Here is a 23,917-nt window from a genome sequence, read left to right as displayed (position 1 = left end):
ATTACAGTACGCGGGTGCTGATACCGTGACCGGCCAGCGACACTTCCAGCTTATCGCCGGAGCGCAGCGGGCCCACGCCTTCAGGCGTACCGGTCAGCACCACGTCACCGGCGCGCAGCGTGAAGTACTGGCTCATGTAAGCAATCAGCGGCAGAATTTTGTGGATCATATCTGCCGTGGTGCCGTGCTGGCGCACCTCGCCATTAATAACCAGCTTGAGTTCGGCATCCTGCGGATCGACGCTGAATTCAGCCGCCGGGATAAACCCGGACAGCGGACAGGAGTTATCGAAACTCTTGGCGCGCTCCCATGGCTGACCGGCTTTCTTAAACCCGGCCTGCAAATCGCGCAGCGTTAAATCCAGCGCGACGCCATAACCGGCAATCGCTTTTGCCACGTGCTCTTCACTGGCCTGCTTCAGGGTGGCACCAATCAGCACCGCCAGCTCCACTTCATGATGCACCTCACCAAAGCTGGCCGGGATCGACAGTGGCTGCCGCAAATCGCACACTGCGGTTTCCGGTTTGATAAACACCACCGGCTCACTCGGGGTGGCGCTGCCCATCTCTTTAATATGCTTTGCATAGTTGCTGCCGACGCACACCACTTTGCTGACCGGATAATCCAACAGCGCGCCCTGCCAGTTACGATGCTGATACATGCTAATCCCCTGCTTGAGTTGTGTTTGGTGCCAGCCGCGCTGGCGAAGATGTCTCATCAGCCGCCGGAACGTGGCAGGCTGCTGAGCACTATATTAGCGGGTTTATCGCGGCGCACGTGACGGAAAGCGGCAAAAGCCGTTCCCCTGTTCATCAGGTCCGCCGCTTAAGACAACGATTATTGCCCACAATAATGGGTTAAGGTGAGCAATTAAATTAATGCCGAAGCACTGATTATATTTACAGGATATATTTTTACAGATGAATCTGAATTAAACTTTTTTACCCTGTTCAAGATGAATGTTGAGCAGACTTTCAACCGGTGGTGGGATCTGCAAATAATAACCTTGTTCGCTTAAACCCTGCTTCACTTTATTGATGTCAGCGTTGGCCAGCCTGTCGCGCTGGTCGAGCGACAGCACCATCGCCAGCTGCGGTTTGCCAAAGCCGCGCAGCAGTTCTTCAGGGACGCGCGAAAAATCGTCTTTTTTTTCTACATACAGATAAGTCTGGTCGCGTTGCGGGCTTCTATAGATCACACAAAACATATTTTTTACTCGAATTAACTAAGGGCGTCACTTGCCTGAATATAGCAGTAACTATAACATGCTTGCAGAACTTCGAATATTGACCCGCGGGTGTTAATGACGATTTTATCGGCGTTTACTTCAGGGTCGTAAAACAGGACTGAGTCAGGACAGATGTCGCAATCGCCAATCGAATTCAAGGGCAGCAGTTTTACCCTGTCAGTTGTTCATCTGCACCATTCGCAACCCGAGGTGATTCGTCAGGCGCTGCAGGACAAAATCGACCAGGCCCCGGCTTTTCTGCACAACGCGCCGGTGGTGCTGAACGTGTCAGCCCTGAACGGTGACATCAACTGGAAGCAGATGCAGCAGGCCGTCAGCGCCACCGGCTTACGCATTGTGGGCGTGAGCGGCTGCAAAGATGAAGCCCTGAAAAAGATGATTGCCCGCGCTGGCCTGCCGGTGCTGTCAGAGGGTAAAGAGAACCGCAAACGCGCTGATGCGCCCGCGCCGGAGCCGGAAGCGGTCGCGCCGCCGGTCAGCGAACCGGCCAGCAAAACGCGTATCATCAATACGCCAGTGCGTTCCGGTCAGCAGATTTATGCGCGCAACGCCGATTTGATCGTCACCAGCAGCGTCAGCGCCGGTGCCGAACTGGTGGCAGACGGCAACATTCATATTTACGGCATGATGCGCGGCCGCGCGCTGGCCGGTGCCAGCGGCGATCGCGACTGCCAGATTTTTTGCACCAACCTGTCAGCAGAGTTGGTCTCCATTGCCGGCGAATACTGGATCATGGACCAGATCCCGGCGGAATTCTTTGGTAAAGCTGCGCGCCTGTGCCTTAAAGAGGGCGCGCTCACCATCCAGACACTTAATTAGGCCCCTTTTCTTTCGTTAAGGAAATCAACATTTATGGCACGCATCATTGTAGTTACATCGGGTAAAGGGGGCGTTGGCAAGACCACGTCAAGCGCGGCCATCGCCACAGGGTTAGCGCAGAAAGGCAAAAAAACCGTGGTGATCGATTTCGATATCGGTCTGCGTAACCTCGACCTGATCATGGGCTGTGAACGCCGCGTGGTGTATGACTTTGTCAACGTTATTCAGGGCGATGCGACGCTGAATCAGGCACTGATTCGCGACAAGCGCACCGAGCAGCTTTATATTCTGCCCGCCTCACAAACCCGTGATAAAGATGCCCTGACCCGCGAAGGCGTGGAAAAAGTGCTGAACGACCTGGCGGCAATGGACTTCGATTTTATCGTCTGCGACTCGCCGGCCGGTATCGAAACCGGTGCGCTGATGGCGCTGTACTTCGCGGATGAAGCGATCATTACCACCAACCCGGAAGTCTCTTCCGTGCGTGACTCAGACCGTATTCTCGGCATCATCTCGTCGAAATCACGTCGCGCTGAAAACAGCGAAGAGCCGGTAAAAGAGCACCTGTTACTGACCCGCTATAACCCGGGACGCGTAACGCGTGGCGACATGCTGAGCATGGAAGACGTGCTGGAAATCCTGCGCATTCCTCTGGTCGGCGTGATTCCGGAAGATCAGTCGGTGCTGCGCGCGTCTAACCAGGGTGAGCCCGTGATCCTCGATGCAAACTCTGACGCCGGTAAAGCTTACGCTGATACCGTAGATCGCCTGCTTGGCGAAGAACGCCCCTTCCGCTTTATCGAAGAAGAGAAGAAGGGTTTCCTGAAACGCCTGTTCGGGGGATAACCAATGGCATTACTTGATTTCTTTTTATCCCGTAAGAAGAACACAGCCAACATAGCCAAGGAGAGGCTGCAGATTATCGTGGCCGAACGCAGAAGGGGCGACAGTGAGCCCCACTATCTGCCGCAGCTCAAGCGCGATATCCTGGAAGTGATCTGTAAATACGTGAAAATTGACCCGGACATGGTCACGGTGCAGCTGGATCAGAAAGGGGATGACATCTCTATCCTCGAGCTCAACGTGACGCTGCCGGAGACGGAAGACGTTCCTAAATGATTGTAGCGGGTTCCTGATTTTCTCCTGCGTGGTTGCGCAGGGGAAAACGTTCCGCTTACAGCGTGTGTAAAATCTCGTCGATACCGGCTTTCAACACCTCACCCCGCCAGCCTGCCAGCAGTTCCGGCGGACGCGTGGCGCTCTTCAGTCCCCAGTGCACGCTCAGCACCTGGTTAATCTGGCGCCGTGATGCTAACAGCTCCTGACTGTAACCGGTCTGCTCACTCACCTGCTGTACCAGCGCTTTAATCGCTTTAAACGCCTGCTTGTAATGCGCGTGGTCAATCAGATTAGGCAACGGCGGCGGTAATGCGGCCTCATCCAGCGCCTGCGCTTCTGCCACCATCGCCACCAGCGCCTTACCGTGGAAGCGAATTTCGTGACCGTTCAGGCCGAGATGATCCAGCTCGCCAAGGCTGCCGGGCATAAAGCGCGCGACTTTCCACAGGTTCTCTTCGCGCACCACAAAATTCACCGCCATGTCTTTCTGCCGGGCGAGGTTGAGACGCCACGCGGCCAGGCGCTGCAGCACCGCCAGCTGGCGCGGACGCAGCTGCCACGCGTTGGTGATATCGCGCCACGCCTCTTCCGGCTGCAGTACGTCAAGACGGCGCTGACACAGCGTAGCGCATTCACTCAGCGCCGCCGCCATGTTGCCTGCCGCTTCGGTTTGCGCCACCAGCTGATGGGCGATCGGCAGCAGATAAGCCACATCGGCCGCAGCGTACTGGCATTGCCGCTCGGTAAGCGGACGCGCCAGCCAGTCGGTGCGCGCTTCGCTCTTATCCAGCTCAATCTGGTTGAAATGATTGACCATCGCGGCAAAGCCCCACGACAGCGGCTGCCCGGCGAAAGCGGCCAGAATCTGCGTATCGATCATCGGCTCCGGCAGACAGCCGAAACGATGCAGGAAGACTTCGAGGTCTTCCCCGCCGGCGTGCAGGAACTTGGTCAGCTGACGATCCTGCAGCAGCGCAATAAACGGTGCCCAGTCGCTGATGGTTAACGGATCGATCAGAACCAGTTGCTCGCCATCGAAGAGCTGGATCAGGCCAAGCTGCGGATAGTACGTGCGGGTGCGCACGAATTCGGTATCCAGCGCCACGGCGCGATGCTGACGGGCCTGCTGGCATACCGCGGCCAGCTGGTCATTGTGGTCGATCAGGGTGTAATTCACGTTGTCTTTCTCGCTGCGACAAACCTCGCACAGCGCTCCATGTTAAAAGCAATAAAAACGCCGGACGGTGCCGGCGTTAACCTGAGCATTCAGCGGAAGCCAGTACTACGCTTCGCGCTTCGCCTCGTCGCGCAATTCGCGACGTAAAATTTTACCGACGTTGGTCTTCGGCAGCTCATCACGAAACTCGATAATCTTCGGCACTTTATAGCCGGTGAGCTGACGACGACAATGATCCAGCACTTCCTCTTTCGTCAGCGACGGATCTTTTTTCACGATGCACACTTTCACCGCTTCGCCGGAGAGATCGCTCGGCACGCCAATCGCCGCCGCTTCGCGCACCTTGGCGTGCTGCATCAGCACATCTTCGATTTCGTTAGGATACACGTTAAAGCCGGACACCAGTATCATGTCTTTTTTACGATCGACGATGCGGATAAACCCTTCAGCGTCCACGGTAACAATATCACCGGTGTGCAGCCAGCCATTTTTCAGCACTTCCTCGCTGGCATCCGGCCGCTGCCAGTAGCCAATCATGACCTGTGGCCCGCGAATGCACAGTTCGCCCGGTTCGCCCGGCGGCACGTCGCGATCTTCATCATCGACAATACGCACGTCGGTGGACGGAACCGGCAAACCGATGCTGCCGGTGTGGCAGGTAATATCATACGGATTAACCGACACCAGCGGTGAGCATTCGGTGAGTCCGTAGCCCTCCAGCAGATAGTGTCCGGTGAGTTTCTCCCAGCGCTCGGCCACCGCTTTCTGCACCGCCATACCGCCGCCGGCAGACAGACGCAGCGTGGAGAAATCCAGCTGGTTAAAATTGGCATCGTTCAGCAGGGCGTTGAACAACGTATTAACACCGGTGATGGCGGTAAAGGGAAATTTGCTCAGCTCTTTAACGAAGCCGGGAATATCACGCGGGTTGGTAATCAGCAGGTTGGTGCCGCCCAGGTCGAGGAACAGCAGACAGTTCACCGTCAGGGCAAAGATGTGATAAAGCGGCAGCGCGGTCACCACCTGCTCCTGACCGGCGCGCAGCAGTTTACCGTAGGTGGCTTTGGTCTGCTCCAGATTAGCCTGCATGTTGCCGTGGGTCAGCATGGCGCCTTTCGCCACGCCGGTAGTGCCACCGGTATACTGCAGAAATGCCAGATCCTGATTACTGATCACAGGACGATGATAACTCATCTGCTCGCCCTGCTGCAGCGCATGACGGAACGGTACCGCCCCTGGCAGATGGTATTTCGGTACCAGCTTTTTCACGTATTTAACGACGAAATTGACCAGCGTGGCTTTCACCGGCGCCAGCTGATCGCCCATGCGCGTCAGCATCACGTGCTTAACCGGGGTTTCCGCGACCACTTTTTCCAGCGTATGGGCGAAGTTGGAGACAATGACAATCGCACTGGCACCGCTGTCGTTAAGCTGGTGCTTCAGCTCACGCGGCGTGTACAACGGGTTAACATTCACCACCACCATACCGGCACGCAGCACGCCAAACAGCGCCACCGGATACTGCAGCAGATTCGGCATCATCAGCGCGACGCGATCGCCCTGCTGCAAGCCTAATCCCTGTTGCAGCCAGGCCGCAAAAGCACGGCTCTGCTGCTCCAGCTGGCGGTAAGTCATTGGCTGGCCCATGTTAATGAAAGCCACCTGATCGGCATAACGTTGCGCTGCGTGTTCGAAAAGATCGACCAAAGAGGGATAACGGTCTGCGTTAATTTCCGCTGGTACATCTGGCGGATAGCGTTTCAGCCAAACCTTGTTCAAAGATTCACCCCGATATTCTTGTTGCGTAGCCATCGCTGCCTCTGCAATCAGTGTTGTTAACAATATTTTAACTGATTGTACCAGTTTGCCTGTTCCGGCATTTTCAGGTTGCGAGGCGCATCACTAAATTTCGCGCATCGGTTGCGCGCCCAATAAAAAGGCCCGTTCGCGAGCACCGCGACCGGGCCGTAAAAAAACCTGTTTAGCGCTATTCGGTAAGAATGGTCTCAACCTGCGCCGGACCGCCGGTGTTCATGCCCCAGTAGGGGTTAGGACCCCAATAGCCGGGATGGCGACGCGTCGGCCCGTACCAAATCCACGGATCGATCGGCTGCGGCGGCGTCATCACCTGCTGAGTCAGATGCCAGCGCTGATAACCGCGCACATCAATCACCACAAAGTTGTAACTGGCTTTGCCAATTTCCCCTTTCTCGGTGCCTTTGATGTTGCCCAGCACCGTGACGTACTGATTATTGACGTCGATCGGATCAACAAAGCCATGAATGTCCGCATAAATGCGGCCAATTGAGGCTGCACCGAGGCGCGGTCGCGCGCTGTCATCCAGCGGCTGAGTGGCAATTTCCAGCCGGGTCAGGCCGTTAAGGTTGGTCACCTTCACGACTTTGCCGCCGAAGCGCGACTCCTGGCCGACATACAGCTGCGGCGCATTCATCACGCGTAATAAATCCTGCTGTGGAAGCTGAGAACTCCCTTTAATGGCATCCGGCACTGACACGCAGCCGCTGAGCAACAGCGCACAGGCTAACAGAGCGCCAGACATCCCTTTACGACTAATTGGCATAGCACTTCTCCTGTTATTTCTCCGTTAGACTGAAGGCGCAAAAATAAGTTGCGTGGGCGCCTAGCGTCCCGGCAATTTTTTCCATGCCACTTCATTGCGCAGATAAACCGGCTCAGCATTTTCCACTGCCACGCTATCGCCGCGCTGCCAGGCGCTGAGCGCCAGCGGCAGCATATCTTCTGCGGCAGGCAGCGTGACCGTGGTGGTCAGCAGTTGTGCCCCGCTCGTGCCAGCCAGCAGCTGCGGATAAGCCTGCCAGCCGGTGCCGACGGTGGCCCACTCGCCGCTCAGCTGCGCGATGCGCGCCTGTGCCGCTTCCGGCTTGAGTACGGCTTCGCTCTCAGCGCCCTGCCACTCGCCCTGCTCATCACGCTGATACTCTGCCCAGTAGACTTCACCCATGCGCGCATCAATCGCCGCCAGCACGCGCGTTGCCCCGGTCAAACGCCAGGCGCCCTGCGCCATGGTTGCCAGCGAGGATACGCCAATCATCGGCAGATTTGCGCCCAGCGCCAGGCCCTGCGCGATGCCAATGCCGATGCGCACGCCGGTAAAACTGCCGGGCCCGCGGCCAAACGCCAGCGCGTCCAGCGCGCTCAGCTCCAGCGACTGCGCCTGCAGCAATTCCTGCACCAGCGGCAGAATACGTTGAGTATGATCGCGGGGCGCGATTTCGAAGCGGGCATCGATCTGCTGCTGATTCAGCAGCGCGGCAGAACAGGCTTCTGTCGCGGTGTCCAGGGCTAAAATTCGGGCGGACATAACAACCTCAGAGAATCAAAATGGCGCGCATCTTACCACAGCCTGGCACAAATTAGTGCTGCTCTGGCGGACGCACAAAGTCAATCGCACGCTGTAAATCGCGGGTGCGCGGTGTCGGCGGCAGGCTATTAAGGAACAGACCGCCATACGGACGCGACACCAGCCGCTGGTCACAAATCACCAGCACACCGCGATCGTCGGTATCGCGAATCAGACGGCCCACGCCCTGCTTGAGGGTGATCACCGCGTCCGGCAGCTGCACATCGTTGAACGGATCGCCGCCGCGCAGACGGCAATCCTCCATGCGCGCCTTCAGCAGCGGATCTTCCGGCGAGGTAAACGGCAGCTTGTCGATGATCACCAGCGACAGCGCATCACCGCGCACGTCAACGCCTTCCCAGAAGCTGCTGGTGGCCACCAGCAGTGCGTTGCCAGCATCAAGAAACTGTTTGAGCAGCTGGCCTTTGCTGGTTTCGCCCTGCAACAGCACTGGTAAGGTCATGGAGGCGCGGAACTCCGCCGCCAGCTCGCGCATCATTTTGTGCGAGGTGCACAGGAAGAAGCAGCGCCCTTTGTTGGCTTCAATCAGCGGTTTCATCATGCGTGCCAGCTGACGCGCACCGCCAGGATAGTTGGGTTCCGGCATGTTGCGCGGCACGCACAGCAAGGCCTGCTGCGCATAATCAAACGGACTTTCGAGGATCAGGGTGCGGGCATTATCCACGCCGAGCCGGCTGGCGAAGTGGCTCATCTGTTCGTTGACCGCCAACGTCGCCGAGGTAAACACCCACGCCGCTTTGCGTCCGTCCATCACTTCGCGGAAGCGCTCCGCGACCGACAGCGGCGTCAGCGCCAGCGTAAAGTGCCGGCTGCTGCATTCGTACCAGTAGCTGAAGCCCGGTTCATCAATCGCACGTAAACGCTTGAGCCGGGTGCGATACAGCGCGGCACGCTCGAAGGCAGCATCCAGCAGCGCGGAACGGCCCAGCGACAGCTTAATCACGTCGTAACACAGCTCGAGCGCATCATCCAGCAGCGTAAACATGCGCATGATGTTGTTGTCGCTCAGCAGGTCACGCAGATTGCCGCGAAAACCGGGCTCGCCCAGCGTCAGGCGGAAATCCTGTGCGCACTGCGCCAGCCGGTCGGCGGATTTCTGCAGCTGCTGCACATCGCGCACCTCGGTGCGGTAGGCAAGGATAATGTCTTTGGCGAGATCCTGCAGTTGCCGGCTCGACAGCTGCTGGCCAAAATACTGGCTGGCTATATCCGGCAGCTGGTGCGCTTCATCGAAGATCATCACGTCGGCTTCCGGGATCAGCTCGCCAAATCCCCCCTCTTTGACCACCAGGTCAGCGAGAAACAGGTGATGGTTCACCACCACCACATCCGCATCCATCGCTTTTTTGCGCGCCTTCACCACGAAGCAATCTTTATACAGCGGGCAATCGCTGCCGAGGCAGTTATCGTTGGTGCTGGTGACGTAAGGCCAGATCGGACTGTCTTCCGCGACGCCGGCGCAGCTGCTGACGTCGCCATCAACGGTCTCCGAAGACCAGCTGCGCACGTTAATCAGATCGCCGAGCGCCTGCACGCTGAGATCGCCGCCAGTCTGATTTTGCTGCTCCAGCCGTTCCAGGCACAGATAGTTGGAGCGCCCTTTCAGCAGCGCGGTTTTGCCGCTGAACGCCAGGGCGCGGGCAATGGTCGGCAGATCGCGGTTGTAGAGCTGATCCTGCAACGCTTTGGAACCGGTCGATACAATGACTTTTTTCTTCGCCCGCAACGCCGGAGCCAGATACGCATAAGTTTTACCGGTGCCGGTGCCGGCCTCGACCACCAGCTCGCCTGCCTGCTGCACCGCTTCGCTCACTGCCTGCGCCATTTCGCGCTGTGCCGCGCGCGGCTTAAAGCCGGGAATCGCCTGCGCTAACGCGCCATCCGCTGCAAAATCGTCTGCCACACATCCTCACCGATTGCTCTTAAAACACCTGTAATTATGTCAGGATTCACCGCAGGCGACCACAACAGATGACAGCCGGCCATGGGATATGGCAGGCTAACGCAGCAAAAATAAAGGAGAACAGCATGACCATTACGCGTATTGATGCGGAACACCGCATGTCCGAAGCGGTTGTACATGACCAGACCGTGTATTACACCAGCGTGCCGGAGAATCTGGATGACGATGCGGAAGCGCAGACCGCCAACGCGCTGGCGGTGATTGACCGCATCCTGACGCGCGTGGGTTCGGATAAAAGCAAAATTCTCGACGCTACCATTTTCCTGGTAGACAAAGAGGACTTTGCCGCGATGAACCGCGCCTGGGATGCGTGGGTCTCGCCGGGTAATGCGCCGGTACGCTGCACGGTGCAGGCCGGCCTGATGAATCCGCGCTATAAAGTTGAAATCAAAATCATCGCCGCGCTATAACGCTCGCCGGGCGCTATTCGTCGTCGTCGTCCTCTTCGAAGCGCGCCCGAATCGCTTCGCCCTGATGGTTCTGGCGAATTTCCTGCGCCACCTGCGCAATTGCCTGCCCGCTGGACATGCCGCCGGCCATCAGTTCCTGAATACGTTCCACTGCCTGCTGCTGCTGTTCGTGCGATAAAGCCGGAAGACCTGAAAACATGATGCACTCCTGTAATGGGGGGACGCATTATTCCACGCTGAACAAACAGGTGCCAGCAGCAAAAAAATATGCCAGGCTACGCGCCTGCCTGCTGAACTGATTTAGTCAAACGAACGTGAAAACCCTCTCGCTACAGTATACGCCCGATATACTTTTACACCGTTTTTCCACGCTGGCGCACCGCCCGTGGGCGATGCTGCTGACCTCTGGTCACGCCGAGCACGCGGATAACCGTTTCGATATTCTCACCGCCGACCCGCGGGTGACCCTGACGACGCGCGGTGACAGCACCGCCATCGACGACGGCACCGGCATCAGCCACTCTAACGCCGATCCGCTGCAGCTGGTGCAGCAGCAGCTGGACGCGCTGGGCATCCGGCCGGCGTTTGATGCAAATCTGCCGTTTCAGGGCGGCGCGCTGGGTCTGTTTGGGTATGACCTCGGTCGCCGTTTCGAAACGCTGCCGCAGCGGGCGCAGCAGGATTTACACACGCCGGATATGGCGGTCGGCATTTATGACTGGGCGCTGATTGCCGATCATCATCGCCAGACGCTGACGCTGATTGCCCAGCACGACGCGGAGCAGCGCTGGCAGTGGCTACAGGCGCTGGCGGTGCCGCAGCCCAAACCCTTTGCCCTGACCAGCGACTGGCAGGCCAATATGAGCTATGCGCAGTACGCCGCGCGTTTCCAGGCAGTGCAGGCCTACATTCAGGCGGGCGACTGCTACCAGGTTAATCTGGCGCAGCGTTTTCAGGCCAGCTATCGCGGCGATGAGTGGCAGGCGTTTTTACGTCTCAACCGCGCCAACCGCGCGCCGTTCAGCGCCTTCCTTCGTCTGCCGCACAGTGCCGTGCTGAGTCTGTCGCCCGAGCGTTTTCTCTCGCTGCAGCAACAGCAGATTGAAACCCGCCCGATTAAAGGCACGCTGCCGCGCCTGGCCGATCCGCAGGCCGATCGATTGCAGGCGGAGAAACTGGCCAGCGCCGAAAAAGATCGGGCGGAAAACCTGATGATTGTCGACCTGCTGCGTAATGATATTGGCCGCGTCGCCGAGCCGGGCAGCGTCAGCGTGCCGGAGCTGTTTGTGGTGGAGCCGTTCCCGGCGGTGCATCACCTGGTGAGCACGGTGCGGGCCAGACTGCCAGACGCGCTCTCCGCTACCGATTTGCTGCGCGCCTGTTTCCCCGGCGGCTCCATTACCGGCGCGCCCAAGATCCGCGCCATGGAGATCATCGAGGAACTCGAACCGCAGCGGCGCAATGCGTGGTGTGGCAGTATCGGCTACATCAGCCTGTGCGGGCGTATGGACAGCAGCATTACCATCCGCACGCTGATTGCCGAAAATCAGCAGCTGTACTGCGCGGCGGGTGGCGGTCTGGTGGCTGACAGCGATGCTGAGGCGGAATATCAGGAGACGCTGCACAAGCTCAACCGTATTCTGCCCTGTCTGCGTGATGAGGCGTGATATGGAGTTGACGCTGGCGCAGTTTCTCAGTCGCTTTGTGCTGCAGCCGCCGCTGGCGACCGCGCACAGCGTGATCAGCGGACGCCGTGCCGCGGTGCTGGTACCGGTGATTGATGGCGACCAGCCCGAACTGCTGCTGACCCGCCGCTCCGCGCTGCTGCGCAAACATGCCGGGCAGGTGGCGTTCCCCGGCGGCATGATGGATGCCACTGACGATTCGCTGATCGCCACCGCGCTGCGTGAAGCGCAGGAAGAAGTGGGCATCGCGCCGCAGCAGGTGCGGGTGGTCGGCGTGTTACCGCCAGTCACCAGCAGTACCGGTTTCGCCGTCACGCCCGTGGTCGGTATCATTCCGCCGCACTTACCGCTGCGGCTCAACCCGGATGAAGTTGAAAGCGCCTTTTCCATGCCGCTCGCAGAGGCGCTGCGGCTGGGGCGCTACAGCGGACTGACGCTGCGCCGCGGTCATCGCCAGCACCAGGTGTGGCTGTCTTGGTATGAAGATTATTTTATCTGGGGCATGACCGCCGGTATCCTGCGCGCGCTCGGCCAGCAGATCGCCCTGCCCTGATCCCCCGTCCCGTTTCACCCTGGCCGAAAAATTGATCCCGTTCACATCCGGGGATACGGATAACTATTTCTGTGGTTTATAATTAGTTTATTTCATGCGAAAAGCTGCTCGCTGCTGCCCGCTGGCGATTACTATTAGCCGCATTAACGGCCTGCGCCGTAGAAAAGAAGATTTGTGAGGAGCGTCACCGGTGATAAGTGTTTTTGACATGTTCAAAGTGGGTATCGGCCCGTCCAGTTCGCATACCGTTGGCCCGATGAAAGCGGGCAAGCAGTTTGTTGATCTGCTGATCGAGCAGGGCAAGCTGCAGGACGTGACGCGCGTGGCGGTGGACGTCTACGGCTCACTGTCGCTCACCGGTAAAGGACACCACACCGACATTGCCATCATTATGGGTCTGGCCGGCTTTGAGCCTGCCAGCGTCGACATCGACAGCATTCCGGCGTTTATCAAAGATGTCGAAACGCGTGAGCGCCTGCTGCTGGCACAGGGCGCGCGCGAGGTCGACTTCCCGCGTGACGGCGGCATGGTCTTCCGTAGCGAAAACCTGTCGCTGCATGAAAACGGCATGACCCTGTACGCGTTTGCCGGCGATCGTCTGCTTGAGCGCAAAACCTATTACTCGATTGGCGGCGGCTTTATTGTCGACGAAGCGCATTTTGGTCAGTCAGTGCTGGATGAGGTCGCCGTACCCTACCCGTTCCATTCAGCCAAAGAGTTGCTCAGTCATTGCCGCGATACCGGCATGTCGCTTTCCGGGCTGGTGATGAAAAACGAACTGGCGCTGCACAGCCGTGACGAGATTTACGCCTATTTTGGCAACATCTGGCAAACCATGCAGGCGTGTATCGATCGTGGCCTGAATACCGAAGGCGTTTTGCCGGGCCCGCTGCGCGTGCCGCGTCGGGCGGCGTCGCTGCGACGTCTGCTGGTCTCCTCAACCAAACATTCTAACGATCCGATGAACGTCATCGACTGGGTCAATATGTTTGCGCTGGCGGTGAATGAAGAGAATGCGGCCGGTGGTCGTGTGGTCACTGCACCGACCAACGGTGCCTGCGGCATCGTGCCGGCGGTGCTGGCGTATTACGATCACTTCATCGAAACGGTCACGCCGGATATCTTTATCCGCTACTTCCTCGCCTCGGGCGCGATTGGCGTGTTGTATAAAATGAACGCCTCGATTTCCGGTGCCGAAGTCGGCTGCCAGGGTGAAGTGGGCGTGGCCTGCTCAATGGCCGCCGCCGGCCTCGCTGAACTGCTGGGAGCCAGCCCGGAGCAGGTGTGCGTTGCCGCTGAAATCGGCATGGAACACAACCTTGGACTGACCTGCGATCCGGTCGCCGGTCAGGTACAGGTGCCGTGCATTGAACGTAACGCCATTGCCTCCGTCAAGGCGATCAATGCCGCGCGGATGGCGCTGCGCCGCACCAGCGAGCCGCGCGTATCGCTGGATAAGGTGATCGAGACTATGTACGAGACCGGCAAAGACATGAATGCTAAATATCGTGAGACCTCGCGCGGCGGTCTGGCGATCAAGGTGCAGTGCGACTGACCGGCAACGTCGCGTTTCGCTGCTGACAATTGCAGCGATCGGCCATTATTTCTGCAATGGCCTCTACCTCCGCGTTATCAAACCAGATACATTATTTTTGCGCGCGACCTCTAATGGTCGCGCGATTTTTTAGTGCCGCTTTTTTTCTCCAGCCGCGCTAAATTTGGCCGCCGCCATGCCGATAACTTTCACGTTAATTTGGTCTCATTCTTTGTCTTAGCAAGGTGGTTACTGATGCTCCTTCCCCAGCAATTTGTGGGTCAATTTCGCCGTAAGCGCCTGCTTATTGCGTTGGTGATCGCGTCGCTGGTTCTCATTCTTACGCTGACTTTTCGCTACATCGAAGAGAAGTCACGCATTGAGCAGCAGTCCCTTAACTTTGCCACCCGCGCGATTGAGCGCTTTGACCGCATGTTTTCGCCGCTGGACGTCTCCGCCAACAACACGCTTGGGCTGGTGGGCGTGCCCTGCACGCAGGTGCGCTACCCGCTGATTGAGAAGATCGCGGCGCTGCAAACCGTGCGTACCGTGCTGCTGGTGCAGGACGATACCATCTACTGTTCGAGTATTTATGGCCCGCGCCACATCTCGTTCAGCCAGACCTATCCCGAGCTGGCGATCAACAACCAGCGCATGATGCTGTCCACCGACGACTACCTGCTGAAAGGTTCGCCGGTGCTGCTGCTGTGGACGCCAAAGTCGCTGGATAACCAGGACGGCCTGCTGCAGATCATCAACATTGAACTGATGACCAACTATCTGCTGGAGCCGCAGCTGCCGTGGGTGGAGCGCGCGATCTTTAACGTAGGTGGACAGAGCCTTGAGTACGGTAATCCGCTGATCGAGCATACCGTGCCGTCCGATGACGAAGTGGCCTACGATCAGGCCTCGCTGCGTTATCCCTACAGCATTACGCTGTACGGCCCGTCCCCGGCGCGACTGGCGCTCAATACCCTGCCGTCTCAGCTGCCGCTGGCGGTACTGCTGAGCCTGCTACTGGGCTATATCGTCTGGCTGGCCACCGCCAATCGCATGAGCCTGAGCTGGCAAATCAGCTATGGCATCACCGCTAACGAATTTATGGTCTACTGCCAGCCGCTGATCAATGCCCGCAGCGGCGACTGCGATGGTATCGAGCTGCTGCTGCGCTGGCACAATCCGCGCCAGGGCTGGATTGCACCGGACGTATTTATTCCGCTGGCCGAACGCCAGAATCTGATTGCACCGCTGACGCGCTTTGTGATTGCCAGAGTCGTCGCGGAGTTGCCTAATCTGCCACAGTGCCCGGCATTTCATATCGCGATTAACGTCGCGGCCAGCCACTTCCGCGATCGCCTGATTGTTGAGGATTTACAGCGCTACTGGTGGCCCGCCAATCCCCTGCCGAAACTGGTGGTGGAGCTGACCGAGCGCGATGCGCTGCCAGTTATCGACCAGACGGTCGTGGCGCAGCTGCATGAAATTGGCGTGCGGCTGGCGATTGACGATTTCGGCACCGGCCACAGTTCGCTGGCCTATCTGAAGGACCTGAAGCCGGACGTACTGAAAATCGATAAAATCTTTACCGCCGCGATTGGCACTGACGCGATCAACGCCACGGTGACCGATATGGTGATTTCACTGGCGCAGCGGCTGAATATCGCGCTGGTCGCGGAGGGAGTGGAAACCGCCGAGCAGGCGCATTATCTGCGCGAGCGCGGCGTGGATCATCTGCAGGGTTACTACTATGCGCGCCCGATGCCGATTGAGGACTTTCCGCAATGGCTGGCGCAGCATCAGGCGCAGCTGGACGCCTGATGCCGGACGACATCAGGCGTCGCCCTCTTCCTCGTCATGGTGCGGCTTGTCTTTAGTGACGCGCACCAGATCGATACGGTAATCCGTGGCTTCGATAATCTGGAAGTGCAGCGGTGGCAAATCGATAATCTCGCCCGGCAGCGGCAGCTGCCCCTTCTGCTCAATCAACAGGCCGGCCAGCGACGCGTGATCTTCATCCGGATCGACCAGCTCATGGTGGTCGAGCAGCTGCTGCAGCGAGTGCAGATCGGTACCGCCCTTCACCAGCCAGCCGTCGCCATCCGCCACCACATCCGGCGTTTCGTCTTCGTCCGGGAACTCACCGGCAATCGCTTCCAGCACGTCCAGCGGCGTAATCAGGCCCTGTACCACACCAAATTCGTTGGTAACGATGACGAAGCTGCCTTTAGCGCGACGCAATACGCCCAGCAGGTTGATAGGATCCAGCGTTTCCGGTACCACAATCGGCGGCGTGTTGGCCGCGAAGGTCGCGACATCCATACCGTGCTCCAGCGCCACCAGCAGCTCTTTGGCGCGCACCACGCCGATGATCTCATCCAGTTCGCCACGACAGACCGGGAACAGACTGTGAGGCGTATCCAGCAGCTGAATGCGGATCTCATCCAGCGGACGCGAGACGTCGACCCACGAGATATCGCCGCGCGGCGTCATGATGCTGCGAATCGAACGCTGTGACAGCGTCAGCACGCCGTTAATCATGTAACGCTCTTCGTCTTTAAACGCTTCCTGCGGCATCGCTTCGGTCAGTGACGCTTCTTCGGTATGCGCCGGCTGGTTACGCTGGCGCCCGCCCATCAGACGCAGAATCGCTTCGGCGGTACGTTCACGCATCGGACGGTGCGCCTGATGACGGATAAAGTTCCGGCGCGCAATCTGGTTGAACAGCTCGATCAAAATCGAGAAGCCAATTGCCGCGTACAGATAGCCTTTCGGAATATGGAAACCAAAGCCTTCCGCCACCAGCGACAGACCAATCATCAGCAGGAAGCTCAGACACAGCACCACCACCGTTGGGTGCGCGTTGACGAAGCGGGTCAGCGGTTTTGAGGCCAGCAGCATCACCCCCATGGCAATCACCACTGCCGTCATCATCACCGGCAGATGGTTCACCATACCGACGGCGGTAATCACCGCATCCAGGGAAAACACCGCGTCCAGCACCACAATCTGCGTCACGACCGCCCAGAAGCTGGCATAGGCTTTGTTGCCCTGATGCTCCATGCCACGGTTTTCCAGCCGCTCGTGCAGTTCCATGGTGGCCTTAAACAACAGGAACAAACCACCAATCAACAGAATTAAATCTCGTCCGGAAAAGCTGAAATCGCCTACGCTGAATAGGGGTCGCGTCAGCGTCACCATCCAGGAGATCAGCGACAGCAGGCCGAGGCGCATCACCAGCGCCAGCGACAGACCAATCAGGCGCGCTTTATCGCGCTGTTTCGGTGGCAGCTTGTCGGCAAGAATGGCGATAAACACCAGGTTGTCGATGCCGAGCACAATCTCCAGCACGATCAGCGTCAGTAAACCCGCCCAGATTGAGGGGTCGAAGAGAAATTCCATCAATGACTCCTTGCTAAACGTAAGGGCGAACGCGACTGAGCCTGCGCCGGAAGGCGAGACGAGAGAGCGTTAACGGATGAGGCAACACCGGCAGGTGTCAGGGTGCGCGCTGAGCAGCGCGGGGAACAAGTGAAGCGACGTCGGTGACGGTCCATATAGGTGAGCTAAAGCCCGGTACTCCTGAGTAATAAACAGAAAGCTAATGTATCAGTTACATCAATAACGTCAAAAAATTTTCTTACATTTACAAATAACTGCGCCAGCGCAAGAAACTGCCATAAAAATGCCCGTTGCCGCCGGTACGCTCCGAATAGCAGAGCAACGTCACATATTTTATTTTTTCGCTCACTAAAATAAATCGCGACCTTACTGCTGTATCGCGGAATGTTTTGGGCCTTTTCCTGATGACTTTCTTCAATTTAGTCCCGGGCGATCCACAGAAAATAACAACGGTAATTCTCAATGATTCCCGGCCATGGTCGGGAACTCTCATGCGAACGGAGGTAGCAAGTGACCATTGCGCTTGTAATTGGTACACATGGCTGGGCGGCAGAACAGCTGCTTAAAACAGCAGAAATGCTGTTGGGCGAGCAGGAAAATGTCGGATGGATTGATTTCGTACCCGGCGAAAATGCAGAAACGCTAATCGAAAAATATCAGGCGCAGCTCGCCCGACTCGACACGTCGAAAGGCGTGCTGTTTCTGGTGGACACCTGGGGCGGCAGCCCGTTTAACGCCGCCAGCCGCATCGTGGTGGATAAACCGGGCTATGACGTTATTGCCGGGGTCAACATTCCCATGCTGGTGGAAACCCTGATGGGGCGCGATGACGATCCATCGCTGGAAGAGCTGATCCATATCGCCGTCGAGGCCGGCCGCGAGGGGGTGAAAGCGCTCAAAACCGAATCCGCCGCGCCGGCAGCGGCAGCGCCCGCCCCGAAAGCCCCTGCCCAGCCGCAGAAACCGCTGGCGCCGGGCGAGCACATGAAAATTGGCCTGGCCCGTATCGATGACCGTCTGATCCACGGCCAGGTGGCCACGCGCTGGACCAAAGAGACCAACGTGACGCGCATCATCGTCGTCAGTGATGAAGTGGCCAACGATCACGTACGCAAAACCCTGCTGACTCAGGTGGCGCCGCCGGGCGTAACCGCCCACGTGGTGGATATCGCCAAGATGATCCGCGTGTGGAACAACCCGAAGTACGGTTCCGATCGCGTGATGCTGCTGTTTACCAATCCGACCGATGTTGAGCGCGTGGTGGAGCAAGGCGTGGATATCAAGTCGGTGAATATCGGCGGCATGGCCTTCCGTCAGGGGAAAACGCAGGTTAATAACGCGGTGTCGGTGGATGAGAAGGACATCGCTGCCTTCCGCAAGCTGAATGAGCGCGGTATCGAACTGGAAGTGCGTAAAGTCTCCAACGACCCGAAACTGAAAATGATGGACCTGATTGCGAAGGTCAATGCCTGATTCGCCTGTGCCTGCGCGCGTGGGCAAAAAGTTCTGATCTTGCTGAGGAAAAATGCAATGGAAATAACCTCGCTACAAATAGTGTTGATATTTATTGTGGCCTGTATTGCCGGGATGGGATCTATTCTCGATGAGTTCCAGTTCCACCGGCCGCTGGTGGCCTGTACCCTGATTGGTGCAGTGCTGGGTGATATGAAAACCGGCATCATCATCGGCGGTACGCTGGAGATGATCGCGCTGGGCTGGATGAACATCGGTGCGGCAGTGGCACCGGATGCGGCGCTGGCTTCCATCATCTCCACCATTCTGGTCATTGCCGGCGGTCAAAGCGTCGGTGCCGGTATTGCGCTGGCCATCCCGCTGGCCGCAGCCGGTCAGGTGCTGACCATCATCGTGCGTACTATCACTGTCGCCTTCCAGCACGCCGCGGATAAAGCTGCGGAGAAAGGCAACCTGACGGCGATTTCGTGGATCCACGTCTCTGCCCTGCTGCTGCAGGCGATGCGTATCGCTATCCCGGCGCTGATTGTGGCGGTCTCGGTCGGTACCAGCGCGGTACACAGCCTGCTGAGTTCGATTCCGGAAGTGGTCACCAATGGTCTGAACATCGCCGGCGGCATGATCGTGGTGGTCGGTTACGCGATGGTCATCAACATGATGCGTGCCGGTTACCTGATGCCGTTCTTCTATCTTGGCTTTGTCACCGCCGCGTTCACCAACTTTAACCTGGTGGCGCTGGGCGTGATTGGCGTGGTAATGGCGGTGCTGTACATCCAGCTGGCGCCAAAATACAACCGCGTCGCAGGCGCTGCCTCGGCGGGCCCGGCTAACAACGACCTCGACAACGAACTCGACTAGGAACAGGTGACATCATGGTAGATACAACCAATACTCCAAAGAAACTCACCCCCGGTGACGTGCGCGGTGTGTTCCTGCGCTCTAACCTGTTTCAGGGTTCGTGGAACTTTGAACGCATGCAGGCGCTGGGCTTCTGCTTCTCAATGGTGCCGGTGATCCGTCGCCTGTATCCGGAAAACAACGACGAGCGCAAGCAGGCGATTAAGCGTCACCTTGAGTTCTTCAACACCCATCCTTACGTGGCAGCGCCAGTGCTCGGCGTGACCATGGCCATGGAAGAGCAGCGCGCCAACGGTGCGGCGATCGATGACGGTGCCATTAACGGCATCAAAGTGGGTCTGATGGGTCCGCTGGCTGGCGTGGGCGACCCGATTTTCTGGGGGACCGTGCGTCCGGTGTTCGCCGCACTGGGTGCCGGTATCGCGATGAGCGGCAGCCTGCTCGGTCCGCTGCTGTTCTTCTTCCTGTTTAACATTGCGCGTATGCTGACCCGCTATTACGGCGTGGCTTATGGCTATCGCAAAGGGGTGGATATCGTCAGCGATATGGGCGGCGGCTTCCTGCAAAAACTCACCGAGGGGGCATCGATACTCGGCCTGTTTGTCATGGGGGCGCTGGTCAATAAGTGGACACACGTCAACGTGCCGCTGGTGGTTTCCCGCATCACCGACCAGACCGGCAAAACCACGGTTACCACCGTGCAGTCGATTCTCGACCAGCTGATGCCCGGCCTGATTCCACTGCTGCTGACCTTTGGCTGTATGTGGCTGCTGCGCCGTAAAGTTAACGCGCTGTGGATCATCGTTGGCTTCTTTGCCATCGGTATCTTTGGTTACTGGATCGGCCTGCTCGGTCTGTAATCTCACCGCCGGGAGTCAGACTCCCGGCGTTTTTTGAACGGCGTGACCTGAGCGCCAACGCTGAGGTCACTTCGGTTGAGGAAGAAGCCTGTATGTCACTGACTGACGCCCTGATTGCCCTGCTGATCGCCGCTCTCGCCCTGTTTGCGATTTACGACGATGTCATCCTGCCCCGCCGCAATGGACCGACCCGACTGCGCGTCACCCTGCGTCGCCGCCATAAAATCGACAGCGGCATCTTTATCGTGCTGCTACTGATTCTGCTGTGGAACAACGTCAGCCATCATGGCCCGCAGCTCACCACTACCCTGCTGATGGTGCTGTGCTTTATGGCTATCTGGCTGTTCTGGATCCGCAGCCCGCGGCTGCTGATGAAAAATGACGGCCTGTTTTTTGCCAGCGTGTGGATTGATTACCGGCGTATTCAGAGTATGAACCTGTCAGAGGATGGCATTCTGGTGATGCAGCTGGAGCAGCGTCGCTTGCTGATAGCGGTGAAACAGCTCGACGATCTGGAGAAAATCTATCATACGCTGGTGGAGGCGCGTTAAACGCGCTGCCACAGCGTCAGGGTGAAATCCGCGTCACAGCTAAAGCTGGCGCTGGAAGCCAGCTGCTGCCACACCGCTTCACGCGCACGCCAGGCAAAAGGGGTCATCTGCAGCAGGCTCACCGCTTCCGCCCCGTTCAGCGTCATCGAGTAGTGAAGGTTTTGCTGATCGATCTGTTCAAATCCCGCATAGTTTTTCTCTTCCGCCGTATGCAACTGCACTTCGCGATAGATCAACGCTTTGAACTGCTGCAGATGGTGCGGCCCCGGCGTCACCGTCAGCAAATAGCCGCCGGGCCTGATAACGCGGCTCAGCTCCTGCTCGTTACAGGGCGCGTAAATGCGCACGATGGCGTCCAGTGAACCATCAGCAAACGGCAGGCGCTGGCTGGAGGCGACACAAAAGTTAACCGCGCGATAGCGCTTTGCCGCCATGCGCACCGCGGCTTTGGCCACATCCAGACCGTACAACTGGCTGTCGGGCAACGCGGCAGCCAGGGCGGCGGTGTAATAGCCTTCGCCACAGCCGATATCCAGCAGCTGCGCGGGCCGGTTCGTGAGCGGCTGAGCCAGACGTTGCGCCACCCGATCGCGCAGCGGCTGATAGTGTCCGGCATCCAGAAAGGCCCGGCGCGCCTGAAGCATCTCTGCGCTGTCGCCCGGTTCCCGTGAACCTTTGTGCTGCACCGGCAGCAGGTTGACGTACCCCTCTTTCGCCCGATCGAACTGATGACCGGACGCACAGCGATAACTGCTGGCGTGCAGGTGCAAAGCGAGGTGGCAAAGTGGGCAAATCAACGACATAGATAACTCCGGGTTAGCGATTCGCGGCGCAGTTTACCCTGATCATCCGGTAACAGAAAGGATAAAGAAAAGCCCCGCTCATTGAGCAGGGCTTTTAAGATTCGATTCAGCGGTGCATGACACCGAGCCTGAGAGCGAAATCAGATAGCAGTAACGTTAACTGCTGCCGGGCCTTTCTGGCCGTCCTGAATTTCAAACTCAACTTGTTGACCTTCGGCCAGGGTTTTAAAACCGTTGCCCTGGATAGCAGAGAAGTGAACGAACACGTCTTTGCTGCCGTCAGCAGGAGTAATAAAACCAAAACCTTTAGACTCGTTGAACCACTTAACCTGACCTTTAATCTTTGCCATTTTTGCAAATTCCTTAGAGTGTTTATATTGCCCGCAGGCAGTCTTACAGAGAAACCAGAGACATTACTGAATGAGGCACTAATTTAAGGTTCGGCAAGGAAGCGGTATTCAACGTCAACGTCTTTACTCGTAACTTCTTTACTGAAGATGCCATACATAAACAGAACTGTACCTCGTTTGACCCACGATTCGTTATCACATATCCGCTAATTAATGGCAAGCCATTTTTAAACAGTGATCGACATGCCGCACATAATTGCCTGAAACCGGCAGCGAAAGGTGGATAACGTTATTGACAGCAACGCCTCGGCGTGTGCAAAAAAAGTCTATTCGTCAGTATAGTTAGCGCCAGACTCGCGTTTCGTCAAGCGCAGCGGTAAACGCTGCCTTTTCACATTTAAACCAAATAAGTTTAGGCAAAAAATATTGCATTAATATGGCACAGATAAGCTATTTCACTGGCCGTTGTGCAATGAGCAACATAAACTGCGCAGCGCTCAAATCTTGTACAATAAATTGCTGGCAGTACAAGTTAAAAATAGTTTTGCACCAAAATCAGGAAAATATAATCGCCGTTGCCCCAAATATAAGCAGACTGCACGCTGGCATTTATCTCATTTTTTTCTAAACACCCAACAATTAAATGTTAAAAAGCGCGGAAGCCGCTGGCATTTAACAAAAATGGCTTAGGATAAATCTTAATCGTAATTCATCAGGCTGCGGCTCTCGCCAATTCGCCATGGGGCAAAAGGCGCATCCACCTCGCCCGCCTGCTGCAAGGCTTGCGCCAGCACCGTCGGCGGATCGTCAAGCGACTCGTCCGCCAGTTCAAACACGCCCCAGTGAATGGGAATCGCCAGCGGTCGCCCTATCTGCTGCCAGAGCTGTACCGCCTGATCCGGGTCCATGTGCTGGCCGCGCATGAACCATTTTGGTGCATAGGCACCTATCGGTAACGCAGCCAGATTAAACGGCCCCAGCCGCTGCGCGATGGCAGAGAGATTATCGCTGTAGCCGCTATCGCCGGAGAACCAGAAATTGAGCTGCGCATTACGCACGACCCAGCCGCACCACAGCGACCGGTTGCGATCCCAGAAGGTGCGCATGCTCCAGTGGCGCGCGGGAACGGCTGTGAAGCTGATGTCGTCCAGGTGCACCTGCTGCCACCAGTCCAGTTCGGTGACGGTGCGCACGCCACGCCGGCGACACCAGTCGGCCATTCCCAGCGGCACCAGAAAGTGCGCGGCTGGAAAGCGGCGGGCGATGCGTTTCACCGTAGGCCGATCAAGGTGATCGTAATGGTTATGCGAGATCAGCACATAATCAAGATGCGGCAGCTGCGCCACGCTGATCGGCGCCGGGGTTTTACGCTGCGGCCCGGCAAACGGCAGCGGCGAAGCGCGTGCCGACAGCGCCGGGTCGATCAAAATATAGCGCTGATTGAGACGCAGCAGCAGCGCGGCATGGCCCAGCCACCAGACACGGTCATCTTCACCGCTCAGGTCGGCCTGCTGGCACCAGCTGGCGGTAAAGGCCGCATAGCCGGACTGCGGTGGCAGCGGCAGATTCTGCTGCTTACGCTCGCGCCGCCAGCGCTGTAGATCGCCAGGCTGACGCAACTCCTCTTCCGGGTTACGAAAGCCGTGCGGCGTATGATGGGCCAGCGAAGCGTCATACCAGGGATTTTGCCAGGCCATGGCCTCTCCGTTGT

General features: G+C 57.7%; 25 protein-coding genes. 12 read left to right on the top strand and 13 right to left on the bottom strand.

The window, feature by feature from the left end:
- Position 1 precedes the first annotated feature (1 nt).
- Positions 2–661: a fumarylacetoacetate hydrolase family protein gene (locus tag C1N60_RS09420; RefSeq protein ID WP_021510045.1), complete on the bottom strand. Its 660-nt coding sequence runs from the start codon at positions 659–661 to the stop codon at positions 2–4.
- A gap of 270 nt (positions 662–931) precedes the next feature.
- Positions 932–1,207, bottom strand: coding sequence for a YcgL domain-containing protein (locus C1N60_RS09415; RefSeq protein ID WP_021510044.1), 276 nt, complete (start codon positions 1,205–1,207; stop codon positions 932–934).
- 153 nt (positions 1,208–1,360) lie between these two features.
- On the opposite strand from C1N60_RS09415, the gene minC reads away from it, so the two are divergent.
- Genes minC through minE form a run of 3 tightly spaced genes read left to right on the top strand, consistent with a single transcriptional unit; the run spans position 1,361 to position 3,187 of the window.
- Positions 1,361–2,068 carry a septum site-determining protein MinC gene (minC, locus tag C1N60_RS09410; protein ID WP_021510043.1) on the top strand — a complete coding sequence of 236 codons (708 nt, stop codon included), beginning with the start codon at positions 1,361–1,363 and terminating at the stop codon, positions 2,066–2,068.
- A 33-nt stretch (positions 2,069–2,101) separates the two neighbouring features.
- On the top strand, positions 2,102–2,914 hold the full coding sequence (gene minD / locus C1N60_RS09405) for a septum site-determining protein MinD (RefSeq protein ID WP_021510042.1): 813 nt from the start codon (positions 2,102–2,104) through the stop codon (positions 2,912–2,914).
- 3 nt (positions 2,915–2,917) lie between these two features.
- The gene (gene minE, locus C1N60_RS09400) at positions 2,918–3,187 is read left to right on the top strand and encodes a cell division topological specificity factor MinE (protein WP_010616394.1); all 270 of its coding nucleotides are present in this window, start codon (positions 2,918–2,920) and stop codon (positions 3,185–3,187) included.
- 55 nt (positions 3,188–3,242) lie between these two features.
- Here the strand turns inward: minE and rnd are convergent, their stop codons facing one another.
- The 5 genes from rnd to C1N60_RS09375 form a co-directional block, all read right to left on the bottom strand.
- Positions 3,243–4,364, bottom strand: a complete 1,122-nt coding sequence (gene rnd, locus C1N60_RS09395; RefSeq protein WP_059009717.1) for a ribonuclease D — start codon at positions 4,362–4,364, stop codon at positions 3,243–3,245.
- A 105-nt stretch (positions 4,365–4,469) separates the two neighbouring features.
- Positions 4,470–6,143 carry a long-chain-fatty-acid--CoA ligase FadD gene (gene fadD, locus C1N60_RS09390; protein ID WP_125310121.1) on the bottom strand — a complete coding sequence of 558 codons (1,674 nt, stop codon included), beginning with the start codon at positions 6,141–6,143 and terminating at the stop codon, positions 4,470–4,472.
- A gap of 208 nt (positions 6,144–6,351) precedes the next feature.
- Positions 6,352–6,945: a Slp family lipoprotein gene (locus C1N60_RS09385; protein WP_010616392.1), complete on the bottom strand. Its 594-nt coding sequence runs from the start codon at positions 6,943–6,945 to the stop codon at positions 6,352–6,354.
- Positions 6,946–7,005: 60 nt separating this feature from the next.
- Positions 7,006–7,707, bottom strand: a complete 702-nt coding sequence (gene tsaB, locus C1N60_RS09380; RefSeq protein ID WP_215785827.1) for a tRNA (adenosine(37)-N6)-threonylcarbamoyltransferase complex dimerization subunit type 1 TsaB — start codon at positions 7,705–7,707, stop codon at positions 7,006–7,008.
- A gap of 52 nt (positions 7,708–7,759) precedes the next feature.
- Complete coding sequence (locus C1N60_RS09375) at positions 7,760–9,670, bottom strand: ATP-dependent DNA helicase (RefSeq protein ID WP_058771245.1); 1,911 nt, start codon at positions 9,668–9,670, stop codon at positions 7,760–7,762.
- 125 nt (positions 9,671–9,795) lie between these two features.
- Here C1N60_RS09375 and C1N60_RS09370 point away from each other — a divergent pair, with 125 nt between their 5' ends.
- Entirely contained in the window at positions 9,796–10,140 is a 345-nt protein-coding gene (locus C1N60_RS09370; protein WP_058757734.1) for a RidA family protein, read from the top strand.
- Positions 10,141–10,153: 13 nt separating this feature from the next.
- On the opposite strand, the gene C1N60_RS09365 is transcribed toward C1N60_RS09370, so the two are convergent.
- Complete coding sequence (locus tag C1N60_RS09365; RefSeq protein WP_152390956.1) at positions 10,154–10,339, bottom strand: YoaH family protein; 186 nt, start codon at positions 10,337–10,339, stop codon at positions 10,154–10,156.
- Between the two features lie 115 nt (positions 10,340–10,454).
- Between C1N60_RS09365 and pabB the strand changes: the two genes are divergently transcribed.
- The 4 genes from pabB (at position 10,455) to C1N60_RS09345 (ending at position 15,730) form a co-directional block, all read left to right on the top strand.
- The gene (gene pabB, locus C1N60_RS09360; RefSeq protein ID WP_152390955.1) at positions 10,455–11,807 is read left to right on the top strand and encodes an aminodeoxychorismate synthase component 1; all 1,353 of its coding nucleotides are present in this window, start codon (positions 10,455–10,457) and stop codon (positions 11,805–11,807) included.
- A 1-nt stretch (position 11,808) separates the two neighbouring features.
- Positions 11,809–12,378 (top strand): CoA pyrophosphatase, encoded by a 570-nt coding sequence (locus C1N60_RS09355; protein ID WP_021510033.1) that lies wholly within the window; start codon positions 11,809–11,811, stop codon positions 12,376–12,378.
- 190 nt (positions 12,379–12,568) lie between these two features.
- On the top strand, positions 12,569–13,933 hold the full coding sequence (locus C1N60_RS09350) for an L-serine ammonia-lyase (protein WP_058774595.1): 1,365 nt from the start codon (positions 12,569–12,571) through the stop codon (positions 13,931–13,933).
- 234 nt (positions 13,934–14,167) lie between these two features.
- The gene (locus tag C1N60_RS09345; RefSeq protein WP_262264717.1) at positions 14,168–15,730 is read left to right on the top strand and encodes an EAL domain-containing protein; all 1,563 of its coding nucleotides are present in this window, start codon (positions 14,168–14,170) and stop codon (positions 15,728–15,730) included.
- 12 nt (positions 15,731–15,742) lie between these two features.
- On the opposite strand, the gene C1N60_RS09340 is transcribed toward C1N60_RS09345, so the two are convergent.
- Positions 15,743–17,311 (bottom strand): TerC family protein, encoded by a 1,569-nt coding sequence (locus tag C1N60_RS09340; protein WP_021510030.1) that lies wholly within the window; start codon positions 17,309–17,311, stop codon positions 15,743–15,745.
- A 510-nt stretch (positions 17,312–17,821) separates the two neighbouring features.
- On the opposite strand from C1N60_RS09340, the gene manX reads away from it, so the two are divergent.
- The 4 genes from manX to C1N60_RS09320 all read left to right on the top strand — a co-directional run bounded on the left by manX (position 17,822) and on the right by C1N60_RS09320 (position 21,053).
- Positions 17,822–18,784 (top strand): PTS mannose transporter subunit IIAB, encoded by a 963-nt coding sequence (manX, locus tag C1N60_RS09335; protein ID WP_058757739.1) that lies wholly within the window; start codon positions 17,822–17,824, stop codon positions 18,782–18,784.
- A 57-nt stretch (positions 18,785–18,841) separates the two neighbouring features.
- A complete protein-coding gene (locus tag C1N60_RS09330) occupies positions 18,842–19,642 on the top strand; it encodes a PTS mannose/fructose/sorbose transporter subunit IIC (protein ID WP_031280203.1) in 801 nt (266 codons plus the stop codon).
- A 14-nt stretch (positions 19,643–19,656) separates the two neighbouring features.
- On the top strand, positions 19,657–20,502 hold the full coding sequence (locus C1N60_RS09325) for a PTS mannose transporter subunit IID (protein ID WP_021510027.1): 846 nt from the start codon (positions 19,657–19,659) through the stop codon (positions 20,500–20,502).
- Between the two features lie 92 nt (positions 20,503–20,594).
- Entirely contained in the window at positions 20,595–21,053 is a 459-nt protein-coding gene (locus C1N60_RS09320; RefSeq protein ID WP_021510026.1) for a DUF986 family protein, read from the top strand.
- Here C1N60_RS09320 and rlmA read toward each other — a convergent pair.
- The 4 genes from rlmA to C1N60_RS09300 form a co-directional block, all read right to left on the bottom strand.
- Complete coding sequence (rlmA, locus tag C1N60_RS09315; protein ID WP_127834150.1) at positions 21,050–21,856, bottom strand: 23S rRNA (guanine(745)-N(1))-methyltransferase; 807 nt, start codon at positions 21,854–21,856, stop codon at positions 21,050–21,052. The genes C1N60_RS09320 and rlmA overlap by 4 nt on opposite strands.
- Before the next feature lie 140 nt (positions 21,857–21,996).
- Positions 21,997–22,206, bottom strand: a complete 210-nt coding sequence (cspE, locus tag C1N60_RS09310; RefSeq protein WP_021510024.1) for a transcription antiterminator/RNA stability regulator CspE — start codon at positions 22,204–22,206, stop codon at positions 21,997–21,999.
- Between the two features lie 83 nt (positions 22,207–22,289).
- Positions 22,290–22,364 (bottom strand): DUF2627 domain-containing protein, encoded by a 75-nt coding sequence (locus C1N60_RS09305; RefSeq protein WP_110866451.1) that lies wholly within the window; start codon positions 22,362–22,364, stop codon positions 22,290–22,292.
- A 540-nt stretch (positions 22,365–22,904) separates the two neighbouring features.
- Positions 22,905–23,903 (bottom strand): MBL fold metallo-hydrolase, encoded by a 999-nt coding sequence (locus tag C1N60_RS09300; protein WP_127834151.1) that lies wholly within the window; start codon positions 23,901–23,903, stop codon positions 22,905–22,907.
- Between the last annotated feature and the right edge of the window lie 14 nt (positions 23,904–23,917).

Source organism: Pantoea sp. SGAir0184, assembly GCF_043544755.1.
This window is presented reverse-complemented; position numbering and strand designations above follow the sequence as displayed.